Raw genomic sequence first — 13,662 nt, forward strand, 5'->3', positions numbered from 1 at the left:
GCAAGATATGTAGGGCGAGCACTCCTCGCCTTACACGCCTCATGTAATGCAGGACGGTGGAATGAGTGATCAGACACAATCAAACTTGCCAGGCTTTTTGGGTGTTATCGACCAAGCGATCAGTCGGATTGAATCCGCCTTGCTTGCAGTCGGCGTTCTTTTGATGGCAGCAAACACGATCGCCAATGTAATCGGGCGTTTTGTGCTTGGAAATTCCATCTTCTTTTCCGAGGAACTGAACCGTATCTTGATTATTCTGATCACGTTCGCTGGTATCAGTTATGCAGCACGGCATGGGCGCCACATCCGTATGAGTGCCATTTATGACGGCTTGTCTCCTGGCTATCGTAAGATTCTGATGGTCCTGATCTCGCTGGTGACCGCAATTTTTCTGTTCCTGCTCTGTTATTACTCAATCAACTACATTGAAACACAGGCCTCTCGTGGCCGGGTGTTACCTGCACTGCAAATTCCTGTTTGGGTGATATTGGTTTGGGTGCCCTTCGGTTTTTTCATGACGGGAACACAGTACCTGCTCACTGCCATCAAGAACTTGACTGCTCCCGATATCTATCTCTCGACCCACATGCTTGAGGGTTATGAAGAAGATGAAATCGAGGTCTGAAAGATAGTATTATGGCAGCAACAATATTCCTTTCGATGATTACTCTTCTTCTTCTTGGGTTTCCTATGATGATCCCTTTGATCGTCGGGAGCTTCATTGGTTTTTTGATGATGTTCGGTGATTTCGGGCAAATGGAAACCATGATCCAGCAAATGGTTGCAGGTATTCGGCCTGCATCTCTCATTGCTGTGCCCATGTTCATTTTTGCAGCAGATATCATGACACGGGGACAGTCCGCAGGCCGCCTGATTGATTTGGTTATGGCCTTTACGGGCCACGTGCGCGGTGGTCTTGCCATCTCGACAGCAATGGCCTGCACAATGTTTGGCGCAGTCTCAGGGTCCACACAGGCAACCGTTGTGGCTATTGGATCGCCCTTGCGTCCACGTATGCTGAAGGCCGGTTACAAAGACAGCTTCATTCTGGCGCTCATCGTCAATGCCAGTGACATTGCTTTTCTGATCCCACCATCAATTGGAATGATCATTTATGGCGTTGTTTCAAATACATCTATTGCAGAATTGTTTATCGCAGGCATCGGGCCGGGACTGCTCATCCTCGTTTTGTTTTCAATCTACAGCTACATTTACGCTGTCCGTAACCAAGTCCCAACTGAGCCTAAAGCCAGTTGGCGCGAGCGGTTGACCGCAGTCCGGCAGGCGCTGTGGCCGTTAGGTTTTCCGGTAATCATTATTGGTGGCATTTATGGCGGCATCTTCAGCCCTACAGAAGCGGCCGCAGTGTGTGTGCTTTACGCTTTGGTTCTGGAAGTCTTTGTGTTCCGCTCTATGACTTTGACTGATGTTTACAAGACAGCTCAATCAACCGGTTTAATTACCGCAGTGGTGTTCATTCTGGTCGGCGCAGGCGCAGCATTTTCCTGGATCATTTCATTCGCTCAGGTCCCGCAGGAAATCCTGACTGCGATTGGCATTTCTGACATGGGTGCAATGGGTATCCTGTTTGTCATCTCAGCGGCATTTTTTGTTGGCTGTATGTTTGTCGACCCAATCGTCGTTATTCTGGTGCTGGTACCCATTTTTGCGCCAGTTGTTAAGGCTGTTGGTTTGGATCCGGTGTTGGTTGGCACGATCATCACATTGCAGGTCGCCATAGGCTCAGCAACGCCGCCATTTGGGTGTGACATCTTCACGGCCATCGCAGTGTTCAAGCGACCGTATGCTGAGGTTATCCGCGGGACGCCACCGTTTATCCTGATGTTGGTTGGAGTCGCCATTGCTCTGATCTTTTTCCCACAAATTGCGCTCTTTCTGCGCGACTTAGCTTTTGCCAAGTAACAAGGAATACCCGATGTTCAAATCTATCCTTGTTCCATTTGATGGGTCTAAAGGGGCGGAGCGAGCACTGCTCAAGGCCGTTGAATTGGCGACTGTTTGCGGCAACATCCCGCTCTCTCTTCTGACCGTTTACAAACATCATTCAATGTTGGAAGCATCCTTCGCAATCGTGCGCCCGGATGAAAATGAGAGCGTGGATGATGTGATGCGCAATCACGCTCGTGAAGTGGCAGAGCAGGGGAAGCAACTTGCCCTGAATGCCGGGTGTGCAAACATCCGCGCTTTTGCCAAATCCGGCCCAACAGCCCGTACGATTGTGGGCTTTGCAAGAGAACACCAAAACGATGTGATTGTTTTGGGGAGCAGAGGGTTGGGTTCACTCGAAGGATATTTGCTTGGCAGTGTCTCTCACAAGGTAACAGGCTTGGCGGAATGCCCGGTCCTTGTTGTTTAGGAGGGCACATGGTTTTTGATTGTCGTCCTAAGGCCTCTCTGGTTGAAGCCAACTTTGACGCCCGTTCAGTCAATAAACGGATAGGTCTGATTGTTTTGGCAACAGATCACACAAGCGAAGGGGATTTCGCACGCATGTGCGATCCTGATCAGATCGGCATTTACGCAAACCGGATCACCTATCAAAACCCAGGTACACGAGCGAATTTGCTGGCAACAGGTCCACGCCTGACAGAAGCTGCTTCGCAGATATTACCTGGAGATGCGTTGGACGTAATCGCCTACAGCTGTACGGCTGCTTCAGTTGTTTTGGGAAACGCAGTTGTCGGGGATTACTTGAAAGCTGGCAAATCTGACACCCCATTTGTGACGCCCAGCTCTGCAGCATTTGATGCGCTCGAAGCTTTAGATGCAAAACGGATCAGCGTGTTAACTCCATACTCTGCCAGTATTTCGCAGGAAGTGTTTCAGTACTTCGCCGATAATGACCTTCAAATCGCCAGTGCAAACTATCTCGGTGTCGATGATGACCGTGAGATTGCGCGGCTTTCCGAGTCTACGATTATTGAGGCTGCCTGTGCAGCTATGGAGCCGAGTGCAGACGCATTGTTCATCTCGTGTACCGGGTTGCGAGCGGCAGTGTGCATTCAGAGGATTGAAGATCGGATTGGCAAGCCAGTGGTGACTTCAAATCAGGCAATGATCTGGCGTTGCCTTCAGCATCTGGACTCCGAGCAAGTCGTACATGGTTTTGGCCATCTGTTCCAACACCCAATCAAAGATCGGATGAGCGCACAATGACGCAAAAAATCACCGTTCATGACAGTTTTTCTGCACGCCAAAAGATAATGGGGCACGTTAGAACGACCCCCTTGGTCAGCTCACCCAGCTTGAGCCAGATCTGCTCTGCAGAAGTGTTGTTGAAGCTTGAACAAACACAGATCACGGGAAGCTTTAAACTGCGCGGTGCGACAAATGCAATTTTGTCACTCAACGCAGCTCAAAAAGAAGCTGGTGTCGTCGGTGTCTCAACTGGAAACCATGGTCGCGGTCTGGCTTATGCTGCCTCAAAAGCAGGGGTGCGTTGCATCATCTGTATGTCAAAACTTGTTCCGCAGAACAAGGTAGAGGCAATTCAATCGCTGGGTGCTGAAGTTCGAATAACCGGAAGTTCTCAGGACGATGCTCAGGCTGAAGTAGATCGGCTGGTAGAAGACGGAATGACGATGATCCCACCATTCGACCACCGGGATATCATTGCAGGGCAAAGCACTGTTGCACTGGAAATTCTGGAGCAAACGCCTGATCTGGATACGGTACTCGTACCAGTCTCGGGCGGTGGCTTAATTTCTGGAGTGGCTTTGGTGATGAAAACCATCAGTCCCTCAACTCGTGTTGTTGGCGTTTCAATGGAGCGCGGTGCTGCCATGTATAGCTGCCAGCGTGCAGGCAAACCGATCCTTGTTGAAGAAGTGCCAACACTCGCAGATTCATTGGGTGGTGGGATTGGGCTGAACAATGCCTATACCTTCGAGATGACGCGGGATCTGGTAGATGACTTGGTCTTGGTCAGCGAAGAAGAAATCGCAGAAGCCATTCGACACGCTTACTGTCAGGAACGTCTGGTGATTGAAGGCTCAGGCAGTGTCGGTATTGCTGCTTTACTCGCTGGAAAGATCAAAACACCCGGAAAATGTGTGAGCCTCATTAGCGGACAAAATATTGATATGGCGCTGCATAAACGATTGATAGACGGCGAGAACGTCGATGTTGCTGCGCCGACCTCTGTGAATGGAAGCCTTTATGCCTGAGATTAATATCCTGACGGAGGCAGATCTGCGCTCTGCTGTTTCTTTGGATCTGGATGCTGTTGCATGTGTAGAAAATGCATTTCGATTGCTTGCAACAAAAGACGTTGTAATGCCGCCTATCCTGAGCTTCCATGTACCTGAGCACAATGGGGAAGTGGATGTGAAGACTGCCTATGTTCCCGGCATAGACAGTTTTGCGATCAAGATGAGCCCGGGTTTCTTCGACAATCCCAAACTGGGTCTGCCAAGCCTGAACGGATTGATGGTGTTGTTTGATGCAAAGACCGGCATCGTCAAGGCGTTACTGCTCGATAACGGATATCTGACCGATGTGCGCACAGCTGCCGCTGGAGCCGTTGCAGCCAAGCATCTGTCACGAGAGAACAGCAAGATTGCCGGTATTCTTGGAAGTGGTATTCAGGCCCGCCTCCAACTGCAAGCATTGACGCTTGTTCGTAATATTGAACGAGCTGTTATCTGGGGGCGCAACAGAGAAAAAGCTGCTGCTTGTGCCCGGGAGTGTGCAACTCAATTGGGAATTGAAGTCGTTGCTGGCGGCATTGCTGAGGTTATGGCTCAATCCGATATCGTCGTAACAACAACCCCCTCCAAAGAGCCCTTGATCAAGGCGGATATGATGCGACCTGGGCAGCATATCACCGCCATGGGATCAGATGCCGACTATAAATCGGAACTCGCGCCTTGCGTTATTCCAGGCGCCTCTGTTTTCGTTTGTGACCGCTTATCTCAATCCATCAAACAAGGCGAACTCCGTACAGCGATAGCAGCTGGCACGATCAACAGTACTGAGATGTACGCGGAACTTGGACAAGTAATTTCTGGCCAAAAGCCCGGGCGGCAGTCGGACAAAGACATTACGGTTTGCGATCTGACAGGAACTGGGGTGCAAGACACCGCCATTGCCACCTTGGCCGGAGCCCGAGCTGAAGCCGTAAAAGCAGGCACAGCGATCAATAGTTGATCCGTGTGTATTAGGACGAAAATTATGCAGGCAAATCCCATCACGCCCACAATCCCATTGGATCAGGACGGCATTCATCATGGGTTTTTACGGCTACCCTATAGCCGTGATGACAGTGCGTGGGGCTCTGTTATGATCCCCATTACGGTCATCAAAAACGGGGAAGGGCCGACAGCGCTCTTAACAGGCGCAAATCACGGCGATGAATACGAAGGGCCAGTTGTCCTCCAGGAACTGACAGTTGCGTTGAAACCAGAGGACGTAACTGGTCGAATTATCATAGTTCCGGCCTTCAACTTTCCGGCATTTATGGCGGGAACGCGGACGTCACCCATTGATAGGGGAAACCTGAACCGTTCATTTCCCGGTCGTCCTGACGGAACTCCAACCGAGAAAATTGCCGACTACTTTCAACGTTACCTGCTTCCTCTGACAGATGTCGCTGTCGACTTCCATAGCGGAGGTAAGACCCTTGATTTCGTGCCGTTCGCAGCAGCTCATATTCTGGAAGATAAGAGCAATGAGAAGGCCTGCTTTGAAGCAATGGCTGCGTTTAACGCACCTTATTCCGTTCAGCTCCTCGAAATCGATAATATAGGCATGTACGACACAGCAGTTGAAAGCATGGGCAAGGTTCTTGTAACAACAGAACTGGGCGGTGGTGGAACTGCGACGGCAAAAACCATCGGAATCGCACGCAAAGGATTGCGTAACGTCTTGATCCAGTTCGGTATCCTGCAAGGAGAAAAACAACTGGAGTCCTCCGTAAATTTGGGGATGCCAGGCGCAGATTGCTTTACATTTTGCGAGCAGGGCGGGCTATACGAACCTATGGTCGATCTGGGAGATCCCGTTGGAGAAGGTGACATTGTTGCCCGTGTTTGGCCAATGGACAGAACCGGTGTTGAACCAACCAGATACCACGCAAAGCGCAGCGGCATCCTCATCAGTCGTCATTTCCCCGGACTGATCAAATCCGGTGATTGTGCGGCTGTGATTGGCGTTCCTGAAGTGTGAGAGATATCAAAAGATGAGCATGCAACTTGATCAGCGTGATCTGGATATCCTGCGAATACTCTCAAATGAGGGCCGCATCACCAAAGCCGCTTTGGCGGACCGCATCGGATTGTCTCCAACACCTTGTTGGGACCGACTGAAGAAGCTGGAGAAATCTGGTCTGATCGAAAGTTATGGTGCAAGGATTAATCTCAAAAAACTGGGGCCTCACGTCACTGTTTTCGTCGCTGCTGAACTGGTGGACCATACGGCTGCGAGCTTTTACGCCTTTGAAACAGCCATGCAGAACTACGAGGAGGTCGTGGCTTGCTGGGCATTAGGGGGCGGATTTGACTATCTGATACAGATCGTAACCAGAGACGTAGACGCTTATCAGAGGCTGATCGACACCATGCTGGATGCACGCATCGGGTTATCCCGCTACTTCACGTACATTGTGACGAAGCCTGTAAAGGGAAATGCGGCACCTCCGTTGAATCTTCTTTTCGCGGCCGATTAGCAGACGATTATTCTGTAACGAACACTTCATTCGGTCACATCCTCCGCCAAAAACAGGCAAATTCTGTTGTAGAGCAAGGAGGATGCGCCATGTCAGAAACAGCCTTGTCTGCACGGACGGACATTCAAGACAAAGCGCTAGTGCGTTCCTTTTCCTACATAAATGGAAAGTGGTGTGCTGCAAAAACAGATGAGACATTTGCGGTTATTGATCCAGCAAACGGGGATTACCTAGGGGATGTCGCAGGCCTTTCAGCAGATGAATCGTCTGCTGCGGTAACCGCAGCTTCAGATGCCTTTCCCAAATGGTCGGGATTACTACCGCAAGAACGAGCGTCTATTTTGCGACGCTGGTTTGAACTTCAGCTTACGCATAAAGAAGACCTCGCACGGATCATGGTTCTGGAACAGGGCAAACCCTTGTCAGAAGCCCGTGGTGAAATCGAGTATGGTGCAGCGTTTGTTGAGTTCTATGCCGAGGAAGCCAAGCGTCCCAACATTGAAGGCGTCACCAGTCATCTAGCCGATGCAGAAGTAGAGCTTTGGCGGGAACCCGTTGGGGTTGCTGCCCTGATCACACCCTGGAACTTTCCAAGTGCGATGTTAACACGGAAAGCTGCCGCTGCCTTGGCTGCAGGCTGTACGATCGTTGCCCACCCATCAGCAGAAACCCCGTACAGCGCACTCGCCCTAGCGGAACTGGCTGAGCGAGCCGGTGTTCCCGCAGGTGTGTTTAATGTGGTGACTGGTTCAGCTCCAGAAATTGTCGAGCCCTGGACCAGCGATAGCCGCGTGCGGGCTCTGTCCTTCACGGGGTCTACCCCTGTCGGCAAACTGCTTTATAGCCAATCCGCCTCCACCATAAAACGTCTTATCCTGGAACTTGGCGGACATGCTCCGGTTATTGTCTTTAAAGGGGCAGATCTGAAGAATGCGGTTGCTGAGGCCATAAAATCCAAGTTCGCAACATCCGGTCAGGATTGTCTGGGGGCGAACCGAATATTTGTTGAGCGTCCGATCTACGAAGAGTTCTGCAAGAGTTTTACCAAAGCCGCTCAATCTCTTTCCATAGGCCCTGGATTGGATGATCCGGACATTGGTCCGTTGATGAACGAAAAAGCTGTTCTGAAACAAGAAGAACATGTCGCCGATGCCGTTGCCAAAGGCGCGAAGATTGCTTGCGGAGGCACCCGACATTCATTGGGGCCACTGTTTTTTGAGCCAACGGTGCTGGTTGATGTGCCCGCAAAGGCTCTCATTATGCGTGAAGAGACCTTTGGGCCAGTTGCTGCGATAGCTCCTTTTGACAGTGAAGAGGAAGTCATCGCCCGCGCCAATGACAGTGAATATGGGCTGGTTGCGTATCTGCACAGCGATGATCCGCGCAGGATTTATAGGGTTAGCCGTGCTCTTCAATTCGGAATGGTTGCAGTCAATCGCACAAAGGTAACTGGCGCACCCATTCCATTTGGAGGCACCAAACAATCTGGTCTGGGCCGGGAAGGCGCACGACTGGGCATGGAAGAGTTTACTGAAGTTAAATACGTTTGCCGCGACTGGGCATAAGGGAGGAAAGTCATGTTACGAAACGATCAGCTGGCACAATGGGATCGGGAGAATTTTTTCCATCCTTCAACTCATCTGGCTCAGCACGCCCGAGGTGAAACGTCAACTCGAGTGATCAAGACTGCCTCAGGTTCTTACATAGAGGACCGTGAAGGGCGCCGAATGCTGGATGCGTTCGCCGGATTATACTGTGTGAATGTAGGGTATGGTCGTCAGGAAATTGCTGAGGCAATCGCCGAACAGGCCAAAGAGTTGGCCTATTATCACTCCTATGTCGGGCATGGCACAGAAGCGTCGATCACACTTTCCAAGATGATTTTAGATCGTGCACCGAGTAATATGTCTAAGGTTTACTTCGGGTTGAGCGGCTCAGATGCCAATGAAACCAACATCAAGCTGATCTGGTATTACAACAATATTTTAGGTCGGCCGGAGAAAAAGCGAATTATCTCCCGCTGGCGTGGTTACCATGGTTCGGGTCTGGTGACTGGTTCGCTGACAGGCCTTGAGCTGTTTCATAAGAAGTTTGATCTGCCCGTCGAACAGGTCATTCATACGGAGGCTCCCTATTATTTCCGCCGTGACAATTGGGAGCAAAGTGAAGAGCAATTTGTCGCCCATTGTGTTGCTGAGTTGGAGGCTCTGATTGAGCGAGAAGGGGCCGACACGATTGCAGCGTTTATTGGTGAGCCGGTACTGGGAACCGGCGGGATTGTTCCACCACCAGCTGGTTATTGGGCCGCTATTCAAGCCGTTTTGAAAAAACACGATATTCTGCTGATTGCTGATGAAGTGGTGACAGGTTTTGGGCGCCTCGGATCCATGTTTGGTTCTGATCATTATGGATTGGAAGCCGACATCATCACCATTGCCAAAGGCTTGACATCCGCCTACGCGCCGCTCTCCGGTTCTATTATCTCAGACAAGGTCTGGAAGGTTCTTGAACAGGGCACAGATGAGAATGGACCAATCGGCCATGGTTGGACGTATTCAGCTCATCCCATTGGAGCCGCAGCCGGTGTCGCAAACCTCAAATTGCTTGACGATCTGAACCTTGTTGAGGAAGCCGGAACCACTGGTGCATATCTCAACAAATCCATGAAGGAAGCTTTGGGAGATCATGCAAATGTGGGAGATGTGCGCGGCGAGGGATTACTCTGCGCCGTAGAGTTTGTCAAAGACCGCGACGACCGTAGTTTCTTCGAGGCATCCGACAAAATCGGGGCTCAAATCTCCGCAGCCTTGCTATCTCAGGACGCAGTCATCGCACGCGCAATGCCCCAAGGCGACATCCTCGGCTTCGCCCCCCCATTCTGCTTAACACACGAAGAAGCAGACACAGTCGTTGCCGCAACAGTAAGAGCGGTGAAAGCTGTATTAGGTTGATACTGATTTAGTGTAGGCTGGTGTCTCAATCAGCTTGCTCTAGCAATGTGCCATTCATTCTTTTCTAAAACGAAAACAGGCCCCAAAGCTTTGCTTTGGGGCCTGTTTTTATAAGCTTTTAATGAGTAATCAGCTGCAGCCGCTGGTGGAGCCGCAGGTGTCGCATTTTAGGCAGGTGCCGTTGCGGACCATGGTGAAGTTGCCGCATTCTGCGCAGCTTTCACCTTCATACCCCTTCATGCGGGCCTGAGCGACCTGACTGGCCACGGATGGCTGTGCCGCAAGTGTTGCTGTGCCAACAGCAGGTGCTGTTGTCGTCGCTTCACCACCGCGCTGGAAGGCTGTTGCAATCGCATCAGACTGAGCTGTAATCGCACCGGCCAGCTGAACAGCTGGATCACCACCTGGGACCAGACGGAACTTTTCGGTCTGACCGCGAACAAGGCCGTGAGAAACAATCGCAGGGCTGCTCTCTTCTTCCTGTCCTTCAGCGGAAGAACGGGAGGTAGACGTCGTGCTGTCCAATGCTTCCGGTGGCACGTGTGCCAGATCGTTACGACCGAGATAGGACACAGCCAGCTCACGGAAGATGTAGTCAAGAATGGATGTCGCATTCTTGATTGCGTCATTGCCCATCACCATGCCAGCAGGCTCAAATCGGGTGAACGTGAACGCGTCAACATATTCCTCAAGCGGAACGCCGTATTGCAGACCAAGAGAGATCGCAATCGCGAAGTTGTTCATCAATGAGCGGAAGGCAGCGCCTTCTTTGTGCATGTCGATGAAGATTTCGCCGATACGGCCATCCTGATATTCACCGGTTGTCAGGTACACTTTGTGGCCGCCAACGGAAGCTTTCTGAGTGTAACCTTTGCGGCGGTTAGGCAGCTTTTCACGGTTGCGAACAGTACGCTCGATGATTCGTTCAACAACACGCTCTGCAACAGCTTCAGCGCGAGCTGCCTGTGGCTGTGCAAGGATGTCATCAACTGTGTCTTCTGCATCATCGTCTTCATCTTCCAGCAGCTGAGCGTTCAGCGGCTGAGACAGCTTGGAGCCATCACGATAAAGAGCGTTTGCTTTCAGACCCAGCTTCCAGGAGAGCATGTAAGCTTCTTTACAGTCCTCAACACTGGCAGTGTTTGCCATGTTGATGGTCTTGGAAATCGCACCGGAGATAAAAGGCTGCGCAGCGGCCATCATCTTGATGTGACTGTCAACGGACAGGAAGCGCTCACCAATGCGGCCACAAGGGTTCGCACAGTCAAATACCGGGTAATGCTCTTCTTTCAGGTGCGGTGCACCTTCCAAAGTCATAGCACCACACACATGGGTGTTCGCAGCTTCAATCTCTGCCTTGCTGAAGCCCATGTGGCTCAGAAGGTCAAAGTCCATGTCTTCCAGCTGCTCTGCAGAAACGCCAAGCTTACTGGTCAGCAGCTCATCACCAAGGGTCCAGCGGTTGAAGACAAACTTGATGTCGAACGCAGACCCAAGTGCTCCGGCTAGTTTCTCAAGCGCAGCATCATCAAAGCCTTTGGCTGTCAGGCTGGCACTGTTGATCGCAGGGGACTGAGAGATAGAACCATGACCAACCGCATAAGCTTCGATTTCGGCAATTTCAGCTTCTGAGTATCCAAGCGTACGCAGCGCTTCAGGAACAGCACGGTTGATGATCTTGAAGTAACCGCCACCTGCGAGCTTCTTGAACTTCACCAGCGCAAAGTCAGGCTCAATACCGGTTGTGTCACAATCCATAACCAGACCAATGGTGCCGGTTGGTGCAATTACAGTGGTCTGGGCGTTGCGGTAACCGTGTGCCTCTCCAAGCTCCAGAGCTTTATCCCATGCAAGACGGGCACGCTCAACAAGCTCAGCCTGTGGGCAGTTGGAAGCATCCAGAGGAACGGGCAGGGTGCTGAGGTTCTCATAACCCTTGCTCTCGCTGTGGGCAGCACGGCGATGGTTGCGGATCACGCGCAGCATGTCCTTGGCGTTTTCCTCATAGCGAGGGAAAGTGCCAAGCTCACCAGCCATCTCAGCAGATGTAGCGTAACAAACACCGGTCATGATCGCGGTGATCGCACCACAAAGCGCACGGCCTTCGTCACTGTCATAAGCAATACCGGAGATCATCAGCAGGCCGCCAATGTTGGCATAGCCCAGACCAGTGGTGCGGTATTCGTAGGACAGTTTTGCAATCTGCTTGGATGGGAACTGCGCCATCATGACGGAGATCTCAAGCACGATCTGCCAGAGGCGCGTCGCATGCTCAAACTTGTCAAAGTCGAACTGCTGGTCTTCCTTGCGGAATTGCAGCAGGTTTAAAGAGGCCAGGTTACACGCGGTGTCATCCAGGAACATGTATTCTGAACATGGGTTGGATGCGCGGATCTCGCCGCCCTGCGGGCAGGTGTGCCATTCATTGATGGTGGTGTGGTACTGAAGGCCCGGATCAGCAGACGCCCAGGCCGCGTAACCAATCTGTTCCCAAAGCTCAGCTGCTTTGATGGTCTTCTGGGTGCCACCGTCAATACGGCCAATCAGATCCCAGTCTCCATCTGCAGCGACAGCTTTCAGGAAGCCGTCAGTTACACGAACAGAGTTGTTGGAGTTCTGACCGGAAACAGTCAGATAAGCTTCAGAATCCCAGTCAGTGTTGTAGATCGGGAATTCAATGGTCTTGTAGCCTTGCCGTGCAAACTGAACCACACGCTGAATGTAGTTATCAGGAACCATTGCCTTCTTGGCAGCACGCATTTCGCGCTTGAGGGCAGGGTTCTTTTTAGGATCAAAGCAATCGTCGCCGCTGCCTTCGCAGTTGACGCAAGCTTTCATCACAGCCTGAAGATGCTTCTGACACACTTTGGAACCGGTTACGATGGCCGCAACTTTCTGTTCCTCGTGCACCTTCCAGGTCACAAATTCTTCGATATCCGGATGGTCGATATCAACCACAACCATCTTAGCTGCACGGCGTGTTGTGCCGCCGGACTTGATTGCACCAGCTGCACGGTCACCAATCTTCAGGAAGCTCATGAGGCCGGAGGACTTGCCGCCGCCTGCCAGACGCTCACCGCTTGCACGCAGCGAGGAGAAGTTAGTGCCGGTGCCAGAGCCGTATTTGAACAGACGTGCTTCACGAACCCACAGGTCCATGATGCCGTTTTCATTCACCAGATCATCGTCAACAGACTGAATGAAGCAAGCGTGCGGCTGCGGATGCTCATAAGCGGTCGCAGAGCGGGTCAGCTCACCAGTTTCAAAGTCTACATAATGGTGACCCTGGCTTGGGCCATCAATGCCATACGCCCAATGCAGGCCGGTGTTGAACCACTGTGGAGAGTTCGGAGCAACCTTCTGGGTCGCGAGCATGTACCGCAGCTCGTCATAAAACGCCTGCGCATCAGCTTCACTGTCGAAGTATCCGCCTTTCCAGCCCCAGTACGTCCATGTACCAGCCAGACGATCAAACACCTGACGGCTGTCGATCTCGGACCCAAAGCGCTTGTCTTTCGCCATCTTGGAAAGGGCTTTGTCGTCTGGGGCTTTGCGCCACAGCCAGGATGGAACAGTGTTTTCTTCTACCGCCTTCAGCTTGGCCGGAACGCCAGCTTTGCGGAAGTATTTCTGTGCCAGAATATCAGAGGCAACCTGAGAGAATTGCTTAGGAACCTGAATGTTCTCCAAGCGAAACACAACGGAACCGTCTGGGTTACGGATCTCGCTCGTTGCGTTGCAAAACTCAATATCTGCGTAGGGGGATTGTCCTTCCGCAGTATATCGCCGCTCAATTCTCATGTTTAGCCCCTTATCGCACCCGGTGACGGTCACCGCGGTGCATCTCGGTTTTAAGAGCGCCGATAGCTAAGATTTTAACCAAAAGTCCGCCGCCGGTTTTGATTAATCCGCTATCTGGCATTTATCCTAGTAAACGCAGGTAAAGTGGCACGCAATTCGATGCTATCACAATATCTAGTGTGCTGATAATATATTAACACAATATTTAGGCTGCAATTGGCAAAA

11 protein-coding genes are annotated in these 13,662 nt (G+C 51.6%); 10 read left to right on the forward strand and 1 reads right to left on the reverse strand.

Going from position 1 to position 13,662, the window contains the following annotated elements; translation table 11 throughout:
* Positions 1-61: 61 nt before the first annotated feature.
* The 10 genes from PsAD13_RS15370 to PsAD13_RS15415 all read left to right on the forward strand — a co-directional run bounded on the left by PsAD13_RS15370 (position 62) and on the right by PsAD13_RS15415 (position 9,636).
* Entirely contained in the window at positions 62-625 is a 564-nt protein-coding gene (locus tag PsAD13_RS15370) for a TRAP transporter small permease (RefSeq protein WP_063318703.1), read from the forward strand.
* Positions 626-636: 11 nt separating this feature from the next.
* Positions 637-1,923: a TRAP transporter large permease gene (locus PsAD13_RS15375; RefSeq protein ID WP_063289781.1), complete on the forward strand. Its 1,287-nt coding sequence runs from the start codon at positions 637-639 to the stop codon at positions 1,921-1,923.
* Positions 1,924-1,936: 13 nt separating this feature from the next.
* Positions 1,937-2,377: a universal stress protein gene (locus tag PsAD13_RS15380; protein ID WP_063318704.1), complete on the forward strand. Its 441-nt coding sequence runs from the start codon at positions 1,937-1,939 to the stop codon at positions 2,375-2,377.
* A gap of 8 nt (positions 2,378-2,385) precedes the next feature.
* On the forward strand, positions 2,386-3,177 hold the full coding sequence (eutA, locus tag PsAD13_RS15385) for an ectoine utilization protein EutA (RefSeq protein WP_063318705.1): 792 nt from the start codon (positions 2,386-2,388) through the stop codon (positions 3,175-3,177).
* Complete coding sequence (eutB, locus tag PsAD13_RS15390; RefSeq protein ID WP_063318706.1) at positions 3,174-4,187, forward strand: hydroxyectoine utilization dehydratase EutB; 1,014 nt, start codon at positions 3,174-3,176, stop codon at positions 4,185-4,187. Before eutA ends, eutB begins: the two co-directional genes overlap by 4 nt.
* Positions 4,180-5,169 carry a cyclodeaminase gene (locus tag PsAD13_RS15395; protein ID WP_063318707.1) on the forward strand — a complete coding sequence of 330 codons (990 nt, stop codon included), beginning with the start codon at positions 4,180-4,182 and terminating at the stop codon, positions 5,167-5,169. The genes eutB and PsAD13_RS15395 overlap by 8 nt, the downstream gene beginning before the upstream one ends.
* 9 nt (positions 5,170-5,178) lie before the next feature.
* On the forward strand, positions 5,179-6,186 hold the full coding sequence (gene doeB / locus PsAD13_RS15400) for a N(2)-acetyl-L-2,4-diaminobutanoate deacetylase DoeB (RefSeq protein ID WP_208980956.1): 1,008 nt from the start codon (positions 5,179-5,181) through the stop codon (positions 6,184-6,186).
* Positions 6,187-6,199: 13 nt separating this feature from the next.
* A complete protein-coding gene (locus PsAD13_RS15405; RefSeq protein ID WP_244271778.1) occupies positions 6,200-6,685 on the forward strand; it encodes an Lrp/AsnC family transcriptional regulator in 486 nt (161 codons plus the stop codon).
* 89 nt (positions 6,686-6,774) lie between these two features.
* Positions 6,775-8,250, forward strand: a complete 1,476-nt coding sequence (locus PsAD13_RS15410) for an NAD-dependent succinate-semialdehyde dehydrogenase (RefSeq protein WP_063318708.1) — start codon at positions 6,775-6,777, stop codon at positions 8,248-8,250.
* 12 nt (positions 8,251-8,262) lie between these two features.
* Positions 8,263-9,636: an aspartate aminotransferase family protein gene (locus tag PsAD13_RS15415; RefSeq protein ID WP_063318709.1), complete on the forward strand. Its 1,374-nt coding sequence runs from the start codon at positions 8,263-8,265 to the stop codon at positions 9,634-9,636.
* A gap of 129 nt (positions 9,637-9,765) precedes the next feature.
* Here PsAD13_RS15415 and PsAD13_RS15420 read toward each other — a convergent pair whose 3' ends face one another.
* Positions 9,766-13,437, reverse strand: coding sequence for a vitamin B12-dependent ribonucleotide reductase (locus PsAD13_RS15420; protein WP_063318710.1), 3,672 nt, complete (start codon positions 13,435-13,437; stop codon positions 9,766-9,768).
* Between the last annotated feature and the right edge of the window lie 225 nt (positions 13,438-13,662).

The organism is Pseudovibrio sp. Ad13, assembly GCF_001623225.1.
Classification (GTDB): domain Bacteria; phylum Pseudomonadota; class Alphaproteobacteria; order Rhizobiales; family Stappiaceae; genus Pseudovibrio.